General features: G+C 43.7%; 16 protein-coding genes and 1 riboswitch. Of the genes, 9 read left to right on the top strand and 7 right to left on the bottom strand.

Annotation, left to right across the window (positions count from 1 at the left end; translation table 11 throughout):
• Positions 1-168: 168 nt before the first annotated feature.
• Positions 169-1,410, top strand: a complete 1,242-nt coding sequence (locus tag ACT7WV_RS19045; RefSeq protein ID WP_445101212.1) for an IS701 family transposase — start codon at positions 169-171, stop codon at positions 1,408-1,410.
• 156 nt (positions 1,411-1,566) lie between these two features.
• The gene (gene recJ, locus ACT7WV_RS19040; RefSeq protein ID WP_445104400.1) at positions 1,567-3,534 is read left to right on the top strand and encodes a single-stranded-DNA-specific exonuclease RecJ; all 1,968 of its coding nucleotides are present in this window, start codon (positions 1,567-1,569) and stop codon (positions 3,532-3,534) included.
• A gap of 204 nt (positions 3,535-3,738) precedes the next feature.
• Here the strand turns inward: recJ and psb30 are convergent, their stop codons facing one another.
• Positions 3,739-3,840, bottom strand: coding sequence for a photosystem II reaction center protein Ycf12/Psb30 (gene psb30, locus ACT7WV_RS19035; RefSeq protein ID WP_445104399.1), 102 nt, complete (start codon positions 3,838-3,840; stop codon positions 3,739-3,741).
• Positions 3,841-4,044: 204 nt separating this feature from the next.
• Between psb30 and ACT7WV_RS19030 the strand changes: the two genes are divergently transcribed.
• The 3 genes from ACT7WV_RS19030 (at position 4,045) to ACT7WV_RS19020 (ending at position 5,268) form a co-directional block, all read left to right on the top strand.
• On the top strand, positions 4,045-4,395 hold the full coding sequence (locus ACT7WV_RS19030; protein WP_445104398.1) for a YkgJ family cysteine cluster protein: 351 nt from the start codon (positions 4,045-4,047) through the stop codon (positions 4,393-4,395).
• A gap of 207 nt (positions 4,396-4,602) precedes the next feature.
• Positions 4,603-4,932, top strand: a complete 330-nt coding sequence (locus tag ACT7WV_RS19025) for a TMEM165/GDT1 family protein (RefSeq protein ID WP_463424186.1) — start codon at positions 4,603-4,605, stop codon at positions 4,930-4,932.
• Positions 4,933-4,986: 54 nt separating this feature from the next.
• Positions 4,987-5,268, top strand: coding sequence for a TMEM165/GDT1 family protein (locus ACT7WV_RS19020; RefSeq protein ID WP_445104396.1), 282 nt, complete (start codon positions 4,987-4,989; stop codon positions 5,266-5,268).
• Between the two features lie 10 nt (positions 5,269-5,278).
• Here ACT7WV_RS19020 and ACT7WV_RS19015 read toward each other — a convergent pair whose 3' ends face one another.
• From ACT7WV_RS19015 to ACT7WV_RS18995, 5 genes are all read right to left on the bottom strand, one after another.
• Positions 5,279-6,682 carry a mechanosensitive ion channel family protein gene (locus tag ACT7WV_RS19015; RefSeq protein ID WP_445104395.1) on the bottom strand — a complete coding sequence of 468 codons (1,404 nt, stop codon included), beginning with the start codon at positions 6,680-6,682 and terminating at the stop codon, positions 5,279-5,281.
• 184 nt (positions 6,683-6,866) lie between these two features.
• Positions 6,867-7,376, bottom strand: a complete 510-nt coding sequence (locus ACT7WV_RS19010; RefSeq protein ID WP_445104394.1) for a hypothetical protein — start codon at positions 7,374-7,376, stop codon at positions 6,867-6,869.
• Between the two features lie 271 nt (positions 7,377-7,647).
• Positions 7,648-8,733: an MraY family glycosyltransferase gene (locus tag ACT7WV_RS19005; protein ID WP_463424275.1), complete on the bottom strand. Its 1,086-nt coding sequence runs from the start codon at positions 8,731-8,733 to the stop codon at positions 7,648-7,650.
• 602 nt (positions 8,734-9,335) lie between these two features.
• On the bottom strand, positions 9,336-9,608 hold the full coding sequence (gene sipA / locus ACT7WV_RS19000) for a regulatory protein SipA (RefSeq protein ID WP_445104392.1): 273 nt from the start codon (positions 9,606-9,608) through the stop codon (positions 9,336-9,338).
• Positions 9,609-9,850: 242 nt separating this feature from the next.
• A complete protein-coding gene (locus ACT7WV_RS18995; RefSeq protein ID WP_445104391.1) occupies positions 9,851-10,858 on the bottom strand; it encodes a sirohydrochlorin chelatase in 1,008 nt (335 codons plus the stop codon).
• A 36-nt stretch (positions 10,859-10,894) separates the two neighbouring features.
• Positions 10,895-11,080: riboswitch (cobalamin riboswitch) on the bottom strand.
• A gap of 1,422 nt (positions 11,081-12,502) precedes the next feature.
• Between ACT7WV_RS18995 and ACT7WV_RS18990 the strand changes: the two genes are divergently transcribed.
• The gene (locus tag ACT7WV_RS18990; RefSeq protein WP_445104390.1) at positions 12,503-12,748 is read left to right on the top strand and encodes a hypothetical protein; all 246 of its coding nucleotides are present in this window, start codon (positions 12,503-12,505) and stop codon (positions 12,746-12,748) included.
• 56 nt (positions 12,749-12,804) lie between these two features.
• Here ACT7WV_RS18990 and ACT7WV_RS18985 read toward each other — a convergent pair whose 3' ends face one another.
• Positions 12,805-13,866 (bottom strand): pentapeptide repeat-containing protein, encoded by a 1,062-nt coding sequence (locus tag ACT7WV_RS18985; RefSeq protein WP_445104389.1) that lies wholly within the window; start codon positions 13,864-13,866, stop codon positions 12,805-12,807.
• A gap of 1,146 nt (positions 13,867-15,012) precedes the next feature.
• Between ACT7WV_RS18985 and ACT7WV_RS18980 the strand changes: the two genes are divergently transcribed.
• From ACT7WV_RS18980 to ACT7WV_RS18970, 3 genes are all read left to right on the top strand, one after another.
• Positions 15,013-16,020: a CHAD domain-containing protein gene (locus ACT7WV_RS18980; protein ID WP_445104388.1), complete on the top strand. Its 1,008-nt coding sequence runs from the start codon at positions 15,013-15,015 to the stop codon at positions 16,018-16,020.
• An 88-nt stretch (positions 16,021-16,108) separates the two neighbouring features.
• Positions 16,109-16,738: a Crp/Fnr family transcriptional regulator gene (locus tag ACT7WV_RS18975; RefSeq protein ID WP_445104387.1), complete on the top strand. Its 630-nt coding sequence runs from the start codon at positions 16,109-16,111 to the stop codon at positions 16,736-16,738.
• A 116-nt stretch (positions 16,739-16,854) separates the two neighbouring features.
• Positions 16,855-17,481 carry an alpha/beta hydrolase gene (locus ACT7WV_RS18970; protein WP_445105689.1) on the top strand — a complete coding sequence of 209 codons (627 nt, stop codon included), beginning with the start codon at positions 16,855-16,857 and terminating at the stop codon, positions 17,479-17,481.
• The last annotated feature ends 100 nt before the right edge of the window (positions 17,482-17,581 follow it).

Raw genomic sequence — 17,581 nt, 5'->3', positions numbered from 1 at the left:
CCACAAGAAATCGCAAAAGGGAAAATCGAGTTTATCAGCTAGTTCTCTGCGGGTAGAGATCAATTAACGGGACTTAAACGAAAATAAAGAGTTAATAAAGGTATAATTTAGGCATGGCAGCCATTTGACATTAGAGTGTAAGACAGGAAAGAGACAACCCCCGCCGCCATGCCTCCTTGCTTCGATAGATGGTGCAAACGCTTTGATGATGTCTGGAGACATCAAGCGCAAAAAAGGGAGTTTAGGAACTATATTGGGGGATTATTAGGGGAAAGTGAAGGAAAAAACCTGTCTCAAATGGCGGATAACGCGGTGGGAGTGACTTACCACCGATTACATCATTTTTTAACGGAAGCCCCCTGGAATGCTCAACAGGTAAATGAGCGGCGTCTACTGGTGATGAATCAGTGTAGCCCAACCCGAATAAGTAGAGGATTCACGTTAATTGTAGATGACTCAGGACATAGGAAAAGTGGCAATTTCACGGCGGGAGTAGGACGACAGTACATTGGAGAAATCGGGAAGACAGACAACGGAATAGTAGTGGTAACAACTCATCTATATGATGGGAAAAAAAGCCTACCGTTAGATATAGAGTTATCTCAACACGCTAGTTCTTTAGCTGAAGGAAAAAAAGATATTGAATTCCAGAAAAAGCCGGAGTTAGGCTTAGCATTAATTGACCGCAGCATGAACAGAGGATATCGACCGGGTATCGTATTAATTGATGCTGGGTATGGAAATAACACAACGTTTTTGCTGGAACTGGAAAAAAGGAAACTCAAGTATATAGGAGGATTAGCCAAAAACCGTAAGGTGATAATTGAAATAGGGATAAGTCAACGAGAAGAGATTCGCCTAGATAAGTTAGCCGAATCCTTGTCGCCAAAAGATTTTACCCCTGTTCAAATCAATCTAGATAAACTGAAAACCGTTTGGGTGGCTCCTGTAGAAGTTGAACTCTCACAGCTTGAAGGAAAGAGAACAATTGCTATCGTCATGAATGCCTCAACCTTCGACCAAGCTAGTGATGTTGACTATTTTATTACCAATGTTGAATCAACAAAAGCCACAGCCGATTGGATAGTAACTACCTACTCTCAAAGAAATTGGGTAGAAGTTTTCTATCGGGAAGCCAAAGGCTGGTTGGGTTTATCTGAATATCAAGTCAGAGATTATAGAAGCCTGATAAGACATTTCATGCTTGTGTTTTGTGCCTATACATTTATTTTATGGCACACTTTAACCGGAGGATTAAGACGGCGTTGGGCATCGAAACCTTTAAACACCTTTACTGAAGCATTAGAGGCGTTTCGGACAGCGATGTCTTTCCGTTTTATGGAGTGGTTGAACCACAATCGGGACGTATTCTTTGCTCACAAAGCTGCTTTGGGCTTTGTTTGGGCTTGAAATCTGTCTAAGTCCCATTAACCATGTTCTCTGATACTTATTAGTTCGAGTTCCTGGAGCTGGCTGCTGTAGACTATCGGTAGCTCCCAATAAATTTAGTCAACTTTTCGCGTGGTAAGTAGACCTAACTCTGACTCCTTCCCATCCCCTCAAAAATTGCCCAATCAGCGGTGGCACATAGCATCGGCACAGACAGAAAAAGCCCACCAACTGGCACAAGCGACAGCAATTTCACCGCTACTGAGTCAGATACTAATCAACCGAGGCATTGAAACACCTCAACAGGCACAGGTTTACTTAAATCCCCTCTCCCAGGTGATGCCTGCACCCATAGATGAATTTCCTGATCTAGCCATCAGTGTAGAGATGCTCAAAGAAGCGATCACTGATCAACAAAAAATTGCCATCTGTGGAGACTACGATGCCGATGGGATGACCAGCACAGCCTTATTAATTCGGGCATTGCGTTGGTTGGGCGCAGATGTAGACTATGCCATTCCCAGCCGCATGAAGGACGGCTATGGCATCAATGAGCGCATTGTTGAAGAATTCGCCGCCGAAGGTGTGGCTTTGATTCTGACGGTAGATAATGGTATTTGTGCCCATAGTGCGATCGCACGAGCAGTAGAATTAGGTCTGACCATCATTATTACTGACCATCACGACCTACCACCGCAACTGCCAGATGCGGATGCCATTCTTAACCCCAAACAACTTCCGGAATCTTCTGTTTACCGGGGAATTGCGGGTGTGGGCGTGGCTTACATTTTGGCAGTTTCTCTCGCCCAAGAATTAGGTAAACTTCAGGGGCTAACTAAGCCACTATTAGAATTATTTACTCTCGGAACGATTGCCGATTTAGCACCTCTAATCGGCATTAACCGGCGTTGGTTGCAGCGAGGTTTAATGCTATTACCTCAGTCTCAATTGGCAGGTGTACAAGCCCTGATCCAAATGTCTGGAGTAAGTGAAGACCAAAAAGCTTTAAAGCCGGAAGACATAGGCTTTAAACTTGGACCCAGAATTAATGCTATTGGCCGTATCGCAGACCCCCAGATTGTCATTGAACTACTAACAACAACTGACCAGGGAATAGCCTTAGAAAGGGCAATGCAGTGCGAGCAAATTAATCAGCAGCGTCGGCAACTATGCGAGGAAATTGAACAAGAAGCGATCGCGTTTATTGAGCAGTCTCAACTAGATTGGCAACAGGAGCGAGTGTTAGTTATTGTACAACCAGACTGGCATCATGGAGTGATTGGTATTGTTGCTTCTCGACTGGTAGAACGCTACGGCACTCCGGTATTCATCGGCACCTACGAAGGAGAAGACAAGCAACATATTCGTGGTTCAGCTAGAGGTATACCTGAATTTAACGTCTTCGAGGCACTACAGTTTTGTCACGATTTGTTAGGAAAATTTGGCGGACATCAAGCTGCGGGAGGTTTTTCTTTACCCACCGACAACTTAGAAGCATTTCGGACTTCTCTCAGCCACTTTGCTCATCAGTGCCTCCAACCAGAACACCTTAAGCCTTTGGTGACTATTGATACTGCCTTAGACTTTAATCAAATTACTACCGAGTTATACCAGCAACTTGACATTCTCCATCCCTGTGGCATTGGCAACCCTGACCCAGTTTTTTGGACACATAATGTCCGAGTGGTTGAGCAAAGGATTGTTGGCAAGGGACACTTGAAACTCACTCTAAATCAGGATAATCAACCAGTTGTGCTCAAGGGCGTCGCTTGGCGTTGGGGCGAATATTTTCCTCTACCACAGCAAATAGATATCGCCTACAAACTACGAGAAAATAGCTGGAATGGCAAGACTAATATTGAGTTGGAGTTAGTTGGTATTCGTTTACCCGCTGCTAATTCCAACACTTCTGGAACCAAAAAAGCCGAATTTTATTACAATGAACACCGCTACATTTGTAGCTTATCGGCGTCTTTAAAGGAATTAAGAATTAAAAACTCCGAAGGTATAGTCCTGGCAATTGAGAAAGGGCAAAGAATCGGACTTTTGGGTACTCAACGGGAAAATTCTGAAGAGGTTAATGTTACCCAACCTCCCTATTATCAATTGATTAAAGCGGCAACTCGTGCCTTGAAGATTACCTAAATAGTTGAAAAGTCAGGGATGGGTTCTACTCTCTACCAAAGTGCAGTTAGCAATAACATTCTAAAATTAACCCGCTATCCTTGAAAACCACTTGGTTGTCATTACAGCGGGTCTCATTGAAGTAGCAGTAGCGGTCTTTCTATTAGACCTGACAAACTTTGAACCCGCAACCCCCAACCTTCAACTCTATGATTTGAATCTCGATTAAAGGTCGCCTTTAAGAGCAGCTAATGCAAAAATAACTGCTGGTCCAGCAACTACGATCAGCGCTAGCATGGTTAGCTGAGCAATTACTTCCCAATTCATATCTTATTTGCCCTCCCTAGTTAAGCCCAAAAATTTGATGGTTGAACAGAAATTTATTTATTAAATCTTACAAGGTATTCGCCCAATTTTTTTAATTAACTTTACAAAAGTCTATAAAATGTAATTAAAGTGAGATAAAATCCGTCCGACTCGAAAACTGGCTAAGCTAGATATGCCCTTAATTTTTAGCCCCTGTTTAGAGTAATGGCAACTTGGCGTTGTGTAAAGCAATGTGGTGCCTGCTGTCATCTTGACCCCACAGAGCGTCCCGACCTAGAACAGTATCTTTCGCCACAAGAACTAGAGCTTTATCTGAGTATGGTGGGTGTGGATGGGTGGTGTGTGAATTTCGACCACACTACCCGCGAATGCCTAATTTACCAAGATAGACCTCGCTTCTGCCGCGTCGAACCCAAGGTTTTTGAGGATATGTTCGGCGTAGCAGCCCCGGAAGTGAACGACTTCGCGGTGGAATGTTGCCGTGAGCAGATTGCTGGAGTTTACGGTGATCAAAGCCTGGAAATGCTCCGCTTTGACCGAGAAGTCGGCGTTTAATCCACCTCGGATTCTCCAAGGTTGGTATTTTCTGTAGACTTTTGAGAAAATGAATGAAATATGAAATTTATTGCTCTTTGCTTCTAACTGCTTGTGAAACTTTCTGATCCCTCTCCAGTCAGCCCTATTTTGAGCGTATCCCCGACATTACTCCCGCCAGAATTGAAAGATAGGGAGCAGCCTTCAGAGTCTGCAAGCCAGAATCCGGTGACTCCTCCTTTTAGTCCTGAACCAGTCGAGAAACCCAGTTGGAGCCAATGGAGCATCTTTAGTTCCACTTTTTTGACAATTTTTCTGGCAGAGATGGGTGACAAAACTCAGCTAGCCACGCTGCTAATTACCGCTCAATCTCAGTCTCCCTGGATTGTGTTTGCTGGTGCTGCTGCTGCTCTAATTGCTACCAGTTTACTAGGAGTACTAATTGGTCACTGGCTAGCTAAGCGACTTGCCCCAAAAACTTTAGAAACAGCAGCAGGGGCCCTGTTACTATTTATCTCTGTCATGCTGTTGTGGGATGTAGTTCAGATTGGTAGCTAATCGCAAATTCCCCAACCTGCGACCATCCGACCATCCAACCTGCAATTGATAATTATGGACTGGCAACTTCTCGGATTAAGTTTCATTACAGTATTTTTGGCAGAAATTGGAGACAAGAGCCAACTTGCTGCCATTGCCTTAAGTGGTAGTCTCCAGTCTCCTCGTGCTGTGTTTTTGGGCGCGGTAAGTGCACTATTATTAGCGAGCTTTCTAGGAGTACTAGCGGGAGGAGGAGTAGCCCAGTTATTCTCCATTCGAGTACTCAAAGCGATCGCGGCAATTGGCTTTGCGCTAATGGCAGTACGCCTGCTGTGGCCTTCCGATGCGAAGAATTAGGACTGAGTTCTTAAACTGACTCGTTGCGAGGCAGCACTAATCGAGAATTACCATCCACTTGCTCAACTTGATCAGCGTCGGTTGGGATCTGAGTCTGAATAGGAGGGTTACGAAACACCAGGGTGTAGATGTCGGTAGGCATTTCAATACCAGCCTGTTGTAGTGCCTCTTTAATTTCTTGGGTAACCTTGCTGGTCATCGCCAAAAAACCTGCTCGTCGTGAGTCTACCCAAAAGCGCACTTCCAGATTCACGGTGCTAGCAGCTAGTTCCCGGACAAGTATTTCCGGAGGTGGGTCTTTTTCTACCTCCTGAACTGTTTCGATCGCATTTTTAATCACTCGTTTAGCGGCGGTGATATCTGCGTCATAGTCAATGCCCACTAAAATCTCACTACGACGGCGCGGCGAAGCCGTATTATTAATGATGCTCGCTTCAAATACTTCTTGATTGGGAATATAAACTAAACGCCCATCATAAGTCCGGATTGTTGTTGCCCGCAGATCGATTTGAGTGATCGTTCCTTCATAGTCACCAATCACCACCTGATCATTGATCCCAAAGGGTCGGGCCGCCAACAAAATAACGCCAGAAATGTAGTTACTCAAAACATCTTTGAGACTAAAACCAATTGCCACACTGGTTAGTCCCAATGCTCCTAGTAAAGCACCAAAGTCGAGTCCTAAAACACCCAAAGCAACCACACAACCCAGTACCCAAACGCCTCCATAGCCAAGGCGTCCGATAAGTATTTCTGTATTGTGGTCTCCTTCCGTTCGTTGCGCCCAACGGAAAGCGACAAAGCGCATCACTCTAGCCACACCCCAGGTAACAACAAGTACCACTATTGCGCCTAAAAAAGAAGGCAAGTTACCAATTGTGTCCCGTGCCAATTGCTGCACTGTACCGTACATTCTTTGCCCTACATCAATCGCCAAGGGGGGCTTTTCAATAGCCTCATTGAGTTGATTTGCCCATCTGTCAGCTAAGGCTTCTACGGATAAACCGAAGTCTTGGGCATCTTGCTGAGTTACCGTCATTAATACCCGGTTATTCAACCGCAAAGTGGCAACTTGCCGAGGATTGTCCGGTTTAACGACTACCTGCCCTAGTTGCTCAGATTGTGCCAACATTGTGTTGACACGTCGATTAATAATTTGCGCTCGTTGTCTAGCCGTCAGTTCCGAGACACTGCCAATTTGGAAGATGGGTCGGCCTCTAACCAAAACATCAGCAAAATACAGCCCATCATTTTGGTTACTTGCAGGGGTAGGATTTTCAGTAGCTGGCACTAGTGGTACTTCATTCTGGGCTATTCCCACCGGAACGGCAGCAAAAAAAAGTCCACTTACCAAGATTAAAACCGGGAAACGACGCAAGTATTTACTTCGATAACTGTGAGGCCTTGTTTTCATAAAATGAGAGCGACTTTGGCGAAATTACCTACCTCTAGGCGAATCTCCGGAGAATCAGGTGGGCGGTATTGGTTATTGGTGGATAGAATAACCTACTCAGAGGAAATTTGACTTCTGGCTAGAGATAGGTAACTAAAAAAAGCTCCCCACCAATGATGAGGAGCTTTTCCTGTTTATTTTCTGCTTAAGCAAGAGTGCGTTGATCTCGGTAGCACCAGCCAAGCATTAAGGTTCCTAAGGCTAACTTGATAGTTTCTAGCAGCCAGTAACCCTCATGCATCTGCACCATTCCCGGTGGCATACTATTTACTGGCTCCCAAGAGTTCAGCTGTACAGCCAAACCGCTCATTTGCGGTGTCATTATGTAGGTATAAATAAGTGCGATTGCCAGCAAAAGTAGGGAGAAGAAAATAGACCAGCGTCTGACATGGCGATAAAGATTTGAGGTGCCACGCAACGCTAAAAGACTTGTTAGTATTAGACCAGCACACAGCAACTCAACGCGGTTAAAAATCGAAAAAATTGAATAACCTGCTGCGGCAAAACCACTTTGACTCATCATGCCAGCTGCCGATAAACTAGGCATAATTACTAAGTCTAAAATTAGGCTGCTACTCAGCCAAAAGCCCAAGGCAAACATGGTAATTGTTGGCCAACTAAGTCTTTTGGAAATCAGCCCAGAAACAGCGCTCATTAAACTTCCTCTATTCTTGATATGTTTCTGTCTTACTCCTAGCTTAACCAATAGTTGAGACAGAAAGTGTGAAGTAATTTATCAATTAAAATATTAAATTACTGTAAAGATAATCAAAAAATCTGCCTCTTGCTCAGAAAAAATCTGCCGTAGCCCATAAAGCATCATTTTTTGTAAAATGCTGTCCCAATTAGACAGAATTAAATTTGGATACAATTTGGTTAGTTGTTTAATTTACTATTATTGGCTCATAGTTTTCCCTGAGGTATTATTAACGTCGCATTGCCCGCATCCTTTGCCAAACAGCAAATGCTAACAAAATGATAATGCTGCCAGTAGTGAAATGGATGACTAAGTTGCTCATACCTTGCAGTTTCATCGCCAAGGAATTAAACAGTAAAGCAATTGTCCAAAGGGTTAAAGCAGCACGGCGTTGACATAAACCCAAGGCAAGTAACCGATGATGAAGATGGTCTTTACCAGGGGTTGTCAGAGGGTTTTTTCCTGCTATCAACCGTCGCACGAATACCTGGGTGGTATCGAGTACCGGCAAAAGTAAAAAGAGAACCGGGGGTACGAGGGCGAATACCGTACTAACTTTTAAGTTGCCGAGAATACTAGTAGCAGCCAGTACGTAGCCGAAAAAGTAGGCTCCAGCATCTCCGAGAATGATACGGGAGGGATGAAAGTTATGCCGCAAAAAACCAAGTGCAGAACCACCCAAGGCTGCTAGGAGCAATGTTGCCGCCGCGCGAGTAGGAAACTGAGCAGAAACCGCTAACAGGCTCATCGCGGCGATAAAACTGACTCCGACTGCTAGGCCATCCATGCCATCCATCAAATTGATCGCGTTGGTAATCCCCACGACCCAAAGTACTGTCAGCAAAGTAGAGAGCAGTGGATCAAGAGGAGTACCTAAAGAAACCTCAATGCTAGTGCCACTCGCAACTAGCAAAAGTGCCGAAATAATCTGAGTCCACAGACGAAACAGGGGTGGTAAACCAAACTGATCATCAATAAAACCCACCAGAACTAAGATTGAACCCCCCAGTAGAATTGTCAGCACCTGAGCCAAGACAGCTTCCAGAACAATTGGTCTCAACAAAGTAGCTAATATCAGAGCAGCAACCATCCCAGCATAGATTGCCAAACCTCCGGCGTTAGGCAACGGTTCTCGGTTGAGTCGTCGCGAGTTAGGCTGGTCTGCCCAGCCGACTTTTAGGGCAAAAGAGCGTACTGCGGGAATGAAATGCCAAGTCACTCCTGCTGCTAAGGCGAAGGTGAACAACACTGCCAGCCACCCGGTGCCCCTGGGGTTGGCAATACCAAGATCCTGAAGGAAGTTGTAAAAATTAATTCCCCAATGTAGGCTCAGAAGGTTAAGATTGAGCATTATTACAGAATCAAATCTGGTAAACTAGTGAGTCTGTATCTATATATTTGACAAACACGTTAGTACTTACTGTGTAAATTTCTTTTTTCCGGATTTTTATCAGTTAGTATCGTTTGAACGTACACAAATGTCCAGATATAGGCGATCCTTATGATTGGGCTAGGTTAGCGTTAACACTTATCCAGGAAAAAACCAGAGGCATTGAGTACTTAAGAAAATTGCTTGTAATTTACCATGGTCTCTTATTGGTATCCAGATGTAAGCTTTACTGATATGGGCGATGGACGAAAAGTTTTTCCTAATTTAAATTTATAGCCATAACAATACCTAATCATATAAACCGTTATTTATCGTCGCTATCGTCGCTCTTAAATATTATGGGATTGCTCCTCAGACATACCACGGTAGTCTCTTAAAGAGAAAGCTCGATTCATTGACAATGAGCTGTTAATTTAATTAAAAGCACTAAATTAACAATGAAATTAAGCTATTAATCCAAACTTTAGCCTTAGCTGCCAGCCAATGGAGCTGGTTTCAAAATGGGCTTTATGATAGAAAATAGCGATTTACTCAGATAAAGAAGATTCTGGTGAATTTCCAGCCTGTTCGGAATCGATGGAGGAAGCCACTGCTTCAAGGTCTTGAGTCTCCATTAAAAAAGCGCCCTTAGGGAACCGAACGCCCCAATATCCTCCAGGACGACGATCAAGAATAACCCCTTCTTCTCCAAGGCTAACCACATCAGGGGGGCGCAACATTGGCATTGGTTCAGCCGTCTTGACATAGCGTAGTTGTTTAACCAAGCGGACGCGATCGCCAACATTAAATTCTTTAGACATAAGTCGCTCAAAAACCCAAAATTTACTTAACATGCGTTGCGCCTCAGGCATACCAAATGCCCAAGGCGCGTAAGTTGAATGTCCTCATCTTTAGTTTAGAAGCTTGTCAAGCTACCTTCCCAAGATTCAACTTTCAACCTTCCCACTGTTAGCGTTGCATAGTTACAGTCTGATGAGAAATTTTTGTCTCCCTAGTCCTCCTTGTCCCCTATTCATACCCTGATCATGCAACGCTTCATACCCTATGGGGCTTGCCAAATCCGCTGATGGTATTGTCCTAAATCTGCATAAGGGTCAGGAGCATTGTGGTGGTGATGTCCATGATTGTGGTGATGGTCATGGGAGTGATCGTGACCCACATCTTTGGCAGCAAGTCGAAATTTACACATCTCGCAATTCATCTGTACCTGTCCCAATTGAGCTTCAATTTCTCGCTCCCTCATAACAGATAGTAACTGAGGATGGATACCCATTTCTGGGAGACAGGTCATGGAAATGTTGGGATATTTTTCTTGTTGCTGTGCAGTAATGTCGAAAATCTTTTTTACCAAGACACCAGTAAAGAGGAAGTACGGCAATACAATAATCCGCTGAGGTTGGTAAAAGCGAGCACGAAGGAAACCTTCTTCTAGGCGGGGATGAGTGATGCCAATAAAGCACGTCTCAACAGTTTTGTAGCCACTGCCTTCCCAGAGAATGCGAGCCATTTTATAGACATCGCCGTTAGCATCAGGATCACTCGAACCTCTACCCACAAATAGCAATACCGTATCTTTTCGGTCTGGGATTGAGGATTCTCCCTTGCTTTCCTGCTGCTCTAAAGACTGGTCAAGTTCAGCAAGCCGTCTGTGCCATAGGTCTACAATCCCATGGGCCATGCCAAAATGACGCCCGTAGTGAAGCTTTAGCTGAGGATGTCTCTTTTTTGCTAAATCTAGCTCGTTGGTAACGTCAAACTTGTTATGCCGAGCTGCAAACAGTAAAATCGGCAATGCTGCAAGCTCTGTATAGCCTTTTTCTACACACTGGTCTACTCCTTCCTGAATTGTCGGGCCCGTCAGTTCCAAAAAACAAGGTACTACTGGTCGTGACTGGTCTAGGGCGTAGTAAGCCTTGGCAAAATCTATAAAAGTCTGACGTCCTTGCTCATCTCTGGTGCCATGACCAATCATAAGTAAAGGAAGTTGCAACGGTAAGGGTGGCAACGCAGGTGAAACATTGGTTATGGGGTTTGTATTGGTAGCAGTCATTTAGTTTAAAGCTCCTTCCTGTGCAAGGCAGGAAATAGAGTGGACAAGCAACAAACAGGTGTTCTGGCTCAGGAGGATAACTTGAGGTAAGGATGTGAAGTTGACTCTTGGCAGTTCTCACTAACCTTTACAGCTGCCGCACAGCCCCGGATTTGCACCGGTGTTTCCCTGAGTTGTTGCGATGTGCTTTTGCTTTGATATATTAGCTGATTCCACCTAAACGCAAAATGCAGGGGAGGGGGAGAGGAGATCAAGGCTACAGATTGCGGGCTGCATTTTGGCTTGGTCTTAAAGCTTCAATCTTTAGCTATTCTTCCTTTCCCTCTGCCCTTAGTAATAGAACGACTTGCCCATCCTCTCAGTTATTGATCAATGATGTAGTCACACCTTGAGAAAGTTTCCTTGCTACATTGCCCCCTTTGAGACTTGCTCCGTCCCCTAATAAATGACTGGGTTAAGTTTCGCTATAAGCTCTCCCAAACGAGCGCTTTTGTGCTGTTCAATGATGGCTCCTATCTTTAGGATGTGTAACTTTATCGCATCTTTGGATGGGGTAATGATGGTCTTAAATCCTTGTTTAGAGACGTACTTTCCTACTACGAACTGCCTGATAGTGAAAACCAAGAAATTGAACCCTACCTTACATTTTTCGGTTGGATTCAGTGTGTTTGACACTCCCCCTTTTAGAAAAAGGGCAGGGTGGTTTCAGATAACGGCATAAAAATCAAAATATTGAGAGAGGGTATTTGAGGATGTAATGTTATTCAATGATGAATCTCATTGAACAATTCCAACAAATTCCAGCCTATCGACACGTTCGTGGACGTAGACATGAATTACAGCTGATATCGTGGGACATTGGGGAATTGAAAATCGCTTGCATTGGGTTAAAGATGTTACTTTCTCCGAAATGAGCCACCTCGTTGTGGCGGCAATGCATCTGTCAATTGGGCTATCTTACGCACTTTTTTCAATCAACTCAAGCAAGTTTTTTGTCTCTTGGTATGAAACCAGCCTGCCACCTGTTCCGAGGTGGGGGAGCGCGCCTCACAATTCGTTCAAAATAGAGAATAAGATTCTATTGTCTGCCAATATTTTGAATCAATATTCCTAGGATTCAAGTGGAAATTGTATTAGAGGAAATAACTTATTTCTATTAATATTTACAACAAATAGTAATCTTGAAGCCTTGGCTATTGGTAGTAAGAGGGTAATGAATTCAATTAAATAACCCTGAGATTATCGTTGCTGTAGGTAAAACAGCATGAGTAAGTCTTAATACTCTAGGAGTCTCTTGTTGCCCCGTGCGACATCTGTCTTATAGCAGAAAAACAGAATTTGCTAATAGTTTTAATGAAATAATCAGTATCCTGTAGATCTCAGATGCTTATTGATAAGATGAAGAGAAACCATACTCTAAATATAGAAAACTTAATGATTAACAAACCTTAATGACTTCTCTATCTTGCCTTTATGATAACCTTTAACCTATCGCAAGATAGATATTAACAACCGAATAGATTTGATAAATTTAGTTACCAAAAAAAAATCAAACTTTTTAGTTCAAACAAAATGGAGGTGCAGCAAATCTTCCGTTACTGACTAGTCAGATGTCACGGGTAGTTTCTGCTGTAATTGTCAATCATGGATAAAAAACACCTGTGTCCTTGCAGTTCATCGGCAACCCTACTGCGCCATATTTCCCACAACAGAATTTACTGGTTTTGCAGCCGTTGCCATCAAGAAATGCCAGACCTTGTTAATATCTTGGATACTCGTTTAACTGAGCAAAATAACTTAGCTACTCAAGCACTCAGAGAGGTCGCAATCCAGGAGCGCACTCGCGTGATTATTCCGAAGAAACTACCGCAGCCCATAGCACTTGTCTAACGAAAGAAAATACTAGTTTAATTAAGGAAAAAAGTTGCTCTATAGCCGTGTGAGATTCAGTTAGTTGGACTATAGGTTGCACCGTTAGGCATAATCGCCCCTTCCAAAAAGGCTCCATCTAGTTTAGTTCCACTTAAGTTGGCTCCAATCAAGTTCGCGCCCCTCAGATTAGCACCACTGAGGTTAGCCCCACTTAGATAAGTGAGCAACAAACCTGCTTGCAGCAGATTTGCTTGGCTTAGGTTAGCACCATGTAAGTCAGCCTCAAGTAGATTGGCTCCTGCTAAATTTGCCTTAGATAAATTTGCTTTAGGCAGGTTTGCTTTGCTCAGTTGGGCACCCCGTAAGTTGGCTTTCTTGAGGATCAGTCCCTTCAAACTTGCCAGATGGAGACTGGCTTCTTGCAAATTTGCCTCGGTAAGGTCAGCACCGCACAGATTAGCACCACTAAGATTAGCCCCATACAAATTAGCTCTTCTTAGATCAGCGCCACTAAGATTAGCTCCCCTCAGATCAGCTTCACTTAAGTCCGCACTTTCCAAATTTGCCATCTGCAAGCTTGCCCGACTTAGATAAGCTCGCACCAAATTTGTTTTAGTAAGGTTTGCTCCGCTTAAATCAGCCTCACTAAGAATTGTTCTGGTCAAAATTGCCTTTTTGAAATCAGCTCGTATAAAAATAGCTCGAGTAAGAGTTGCTCCAGTTAAGTTAGCTTTTTTCAGGCAAGCTCCTTTGCCATTAGCACCAACAAAACTCGTTCCAATCAAGCTAGCAAAACTTAAATCAGCTCCAGATAGGTTGACTCCACTAAGGATAGCTCCACTCAAATCAGCCTCACTGAGGATTGCTTCACTCAGATCAGCTCGTGAGAAAATTGCCTCAATCAGTTGGGCATTTTTAAGATTGGCAACTCTTAGGTCAGCTTCACTCAAATTAGCTCTGATTAGCCTAGCCTTAGCCAAATTTGCGCCTTTAAGATAAGCAGCGCTTAAATTGATTCGATTTAGGTCAAAACCACTCAAATCAGCTCCAACTAGCTTGGCACCGATAAAACTTCTTTCTCCGGTTTCATGGCGACTTAAAAGCTGGGATTCACTTGAAAATTCACTTGCTTTCATAAAAATTGTCTAATTTTCTTTAGCTGTAGTAACGGTGAGCTTTTCTTGATTTGTTTATAAAAAATTTGTAGCCAGTTTTAGCCAAGGATTAGTTAGCAATTACTAAAAAATAATTCCGTCAACTAAACTTTGTTACTAAAAATCGCAGCAGTCGGTTACCTTAATCTTCCAGGATTAGGTACTTTCTTCTAAATGCTTAATTGACTCGAATCTGAATCTGCCTAAAGGGTTATTAAGGATGGCTTATCACTAATCTCAACAGAAAAGACCTGATGGTATCTTGTTTTGAAAAGTTGTGCCATGGTTACCTTGGCAAAACACTCCCGTGATTTCCTAAGTATCTCAAAAGCTAATGGTGGTCTTACAGATACAACCTCAGTGAGTTGTTACCAGACGGATAGCTTAAGGTTTGCTAAGGTAAGCGGAACTCTCGTCTAAAAAAGCTGAAATTCATAGAGTCCGCGAAGCGGGGGCTAGATATAAAGAAGCTTTCGAGCCACTCAACTGATGTCACCTCCTCTGGAGAGAGTATCACTGGGGTGCAAAAGAAACTGTCATCTACAGCTTTGACTCACCAAATTCCTAAATCGCAACTGCTACAAGAAACCTTCCCAGCAAAGCCGCCTCTCATACCAGCCAGGTCTCGGCATCAAACTGGAAAATTCTATTATCTTCAATGCCCTGGTGGACTTTACTGCTTCTCCCAAGTCTTGGCTCGGCGTCATACAGTTGGATTAGGATTGTGTTCAGCGTAGTGATTAAGTGTGTCCTTAAGCCTGCTTTAAAGAAAGGGCTTCTTCTGGTAAGCCTCTGTTGTTATCCTACAGAAGCACACCAAAAACAAAAGTCTTGAGCATTCTGATTATAATTTGCCCTCGAACAGCAAGAAGCTACTTCTAAAAAACCTACTATCTAAAGATAATGGTTGTATGTCAGAGCCGGCAAGGCACCGTTACAAAATTAAGTTGACCTAACACTCTGACTTTAGCACTAGGAGAGAGAACTAAGTTATGTTTCCCCTCTTAGGGGTAATAGTTTGTGAGACGCTACGCCGTCCGAACCCAAGTAGCTACCATTACCAACTTACTCAATTAATGAGTGTGTTACCTTGAAAGGCTAAACCTCCGAAGCAATGCATCTCCTACCATGACAAACACTACAATACTAGACTCCAAGACCTTTGGTTATTGGGCGCATCTGGCGATTCAAAAACATTTTCAGAAAACATTTAAGCACGAAACTGATGTAATCCAAGACACCGATCCGGAAGCTTTACACCAAATGCGCGTTGGAATGAGGCGTCTGCGCACAGCAGTTACCGGTTTTGCACCAGCTTTAGACTTACCGAAAGCTGCCCAAGAAAAAGAGATTGCCAAAGTTGCCCAAAAATTGGGAGATCTCAGGGATTTAGATGTTCTACACGAAGCTCTCGTTGATAAATACCTTCCGGTACTACCAATACAAGAGCAAGATACACTCAAAAAAGCTTTGATAACTCTTGGCAAGCAACGTCACAAATCATTAGAAAGGGTGAAAACAACCCTTGACCAGCAACGCTATCAAGAATTGAAGAGTTCTCTTGAAGCCTATGTTGAACAACCAACTTACTCAGAACTAGCCGAGATTGCTATTGCAGATATATTGCCAGATTTACTATTACCTTCAGTTAGTAAACTTTTTCTTCATCCAGGTTGGCTGATAGGAGTCAAACTAGCCGCTGGACAAATAGAAGTTCCCAGTGCTCTCAATTCAGAAATTGTGCTGCATCTTTTGGAGACTCATCACGACACTCTTCACAGCTTACGTAAACAAGCCAAGCGAGTGCGTTACCAAATGGAGCTATTTACTGACTTCTACGAGGCTAATTATCAAAATCATCTCCAACAGGTCAAAGCAATCCAGAGTATTTTGGGTCATATTCAAGACAGTTTCGTTTTAGCGAAATTTCTGAAACATACCCTCAACTTAGAGATTACAGAGCAACTACCAACGCTTACTGCTCTGTGGAACGAAACCCGTTACCAGGTGTGGCAGGAATGGCGACCTATTCAGCAGCAATACCTCAATCCCCAGACCAAAAAAGACTTCTATCAGGCAGTTCTACAACCAACCTCTCCATCAGATTACCAGTGTGCTGAAGATGCCAATAAGTAGCTTTGCAATTAGTTTAATCTGGTGATTACCTAGTCTTTACCTGCATAACTTACATTGAATTAGAAAAGCTTGAAAGAGTTCACATCTCATGCCCCAAGCTGATAGAGCAGTCCTAGAAAGTGAGCAGTACAAAACTACACAAGGACGCCGATTGCATCTTTATGCCCAAGGGGAAGAGATTCCTCTAGTTCCACAAGGAGTCTGGCAAGTTTGTCGAGGTCTAGTGCAGCTGAGTACCTATTGCCAGAATGGTGAAGAAGTGTGGCTAGGTTGGGTTGAGCCTTCGGCATTCTTTGGTCGTTGGTTTTCCCTTCTCAAAAGTTATCAGGCAATAGCTCTATCTGATGTCCATCTCATGTGGTTTTCTCAGGAAGAAATTAGTACTTCAGGACACCTATCCCAGCTTGTTTTGCCCCAAATGGTGCGCCGTATAGGTCATACGGAGGCACTACTAGCTATTTCGGGTCAGCGCCGAGTTGAAGATCGCTTGCAACAACTACTACTACTGATGAAACGAGAAATTGGTCACCCAGTGACAGAAGGTACTCGTATTAGAGTCCGTCTCACCCATCAGAACTTAGCAAACGCAGTGGGTACTACTCGGGTCACAATCACGCGACTTCTGGGTAAGCTTAAGAGTGAGGGCGCGATTACCTTTGACGGCGACCGCCATATCATTCTCAGGCATGACAGCTTTACCAGCGTTTCTGATTGGTAAATTTTCTAGTGACTCAGCTTTTTTGTTTAGTGCTAGGCAATTGTCTCCCTATCCTTTAGAATGAGAGCTTCGCCAATGTTGCTCAGTAAAGAGTCGCATTTTTCAGGAGTAAGCCTCTGTCGTTCGAAGTTATTTCGATTCCGCCAGCAACCAATCAGCCACCAGCAGGTTTGGTGGTTTTCTTGCATGGTTGGGGGGCTAATGCTAGAAGTTTTGCACCTTTAGTGCCAGCCTTAGACCTGCCTAATTACCAGTTCCTGCTTCCCGATGCTCCTTTTAATCACCCTGAGGTTCCGGGTGCCATGATGTGGTACGACCTGGAGACAGAAGATTATCAGGGTTTAGAACAAAGTCAAGAGCTATTGAGAAATTGGCTTCAGTCTCTAGAAAGCACTACAGGTGTACCCCTTTCATCCACAATTCTGGGGGGCTTTTCCCAAGGAGGAGCCATGGCTCTTGATATCGGGTTAACCCTACCTTTAGCTGGCTTGATTTCCCTGAGCGGCTATTTGCATCGTACACCTCAAGATTTAGAGCCGCCTTTGCCTGCCGTCCTAATTGTCCATGGTAAGCAAGATGCTGTGGTGCCGATAAGTGCAGCCAATAGATTAAGAGATTATCTACTCATGCAGGGAACACCGATGCACTACAAAGAATTTGAGATGGGGCATGAAATAGTACCAGAAGTGCTAGAAGTAGTTCGGGACTTTATTTTTGTTAATACTGGACCCGGAGTTACCTAAAAAAAGATACCTGTTAACTCCCCACTCTATATCGCTCTCCATTACTCAGCTTTAGCCGAAGAAATAGCAAAGCCAGCTAATTGAACTAGCCTGAACAAAA

The organism is Symploca atlantica LB2515, from assembly GCF_052546295.1.
The sequence above is the reverse complement of the archived record's forward strand: the minus strand, read 5'-3'. Positions and strand labels throughout refer to the sequence as shown.

Excerpts from the sequence above, each read along its gene's own strand:
- ACT7WV_RS19045 (WP_445101212.1), top strand. The coding sequence starts at position 169 with ATGCCTCCTTGCTTCGATAGATGGTGCAAACGCTTTGATGATGTCTGG.
- psb30 (WP_445104399.1), bottom strand. The coding sequence starts at position 3,840 with ATGAATTGGGAAGTAATTGCTCAGCTAACCATGCTAGCGCTGATCGTA.
- ACT7WV_RS19030 (WP_445104398.1), top strand. The coding sequence starts at position 4,045 with ATGGCAACTTGGCGTTGTGTAAAGCAATGTGGTGCCTGCTGTCATCTT.
- ACT7WV_RS19020 (WP_445104396.1), top strand. The coding sequence starts at position 4,987 with ATGGACTGGCAACTTCTCGGATTAAGTTTCATTACAGTATTTTTGGCA.
- ACT7WV_RS19015 (WP_445104395.1), bottom strand. The coding sequence starts at position 6,682 with ATGAAAACAAGGCCTCACAGTTATCGAAGTAAATACTTGCGTCGTTTC.
- ACT7WV_RS19010 (WP_445104394.1), bottom strand. The coding sequence starts at position 7,376 with ATGAGCGCTGTTTCTGGGCTGATTTCCAAAAGACTTAGTTGGCCAACA.
- sipA (WP_445104392.1), bottom strand. The coding sequence starts at position 9,608 with ATGTCTAAAGAATTTAATGTTGGCGATCGCGTCCGCTTGGTTAAACAA.
- ACT7WV_RS18995 (WP_445104391.1), bottom strand. The coding sequence starts at position 10,858 with ATGACTGCTACCAATACAAACCCCATAACCAATGTTTCACCTGCGTTG.
- ACT7WV_RS18990 (WP_445104390.1), top strand. The coding sequence starts at position 12,503 with ATGGATAAAAAACACCTGTGTCCTTGCAGTTCATCGGCAACCCTACTG.
- ACT7WV_RS18985 (WP_445104389.1), bottom strand. The coding sequence starts at position 13,866 with ATGAAAGCAAGTGAATTTTCAAGTGAATCCCAGCTTTTAAGTCGCCAT.
- ACT7WV_RS18980 (WP_445104388.1), top strand. The coding sequence starts at position 15,013 with ATGACAAACACTACAATACTAGACTCCAAGACCTTTGGTTATTGGGCG.
- ACT7WV_RS18975 (WP_445104387.1), top strand. The coding sequence starts at position 16,109 with ATGCCCCAAGCTGATAGAGCAGTCCTAGAAAGTGAGCAGTACAAAACT.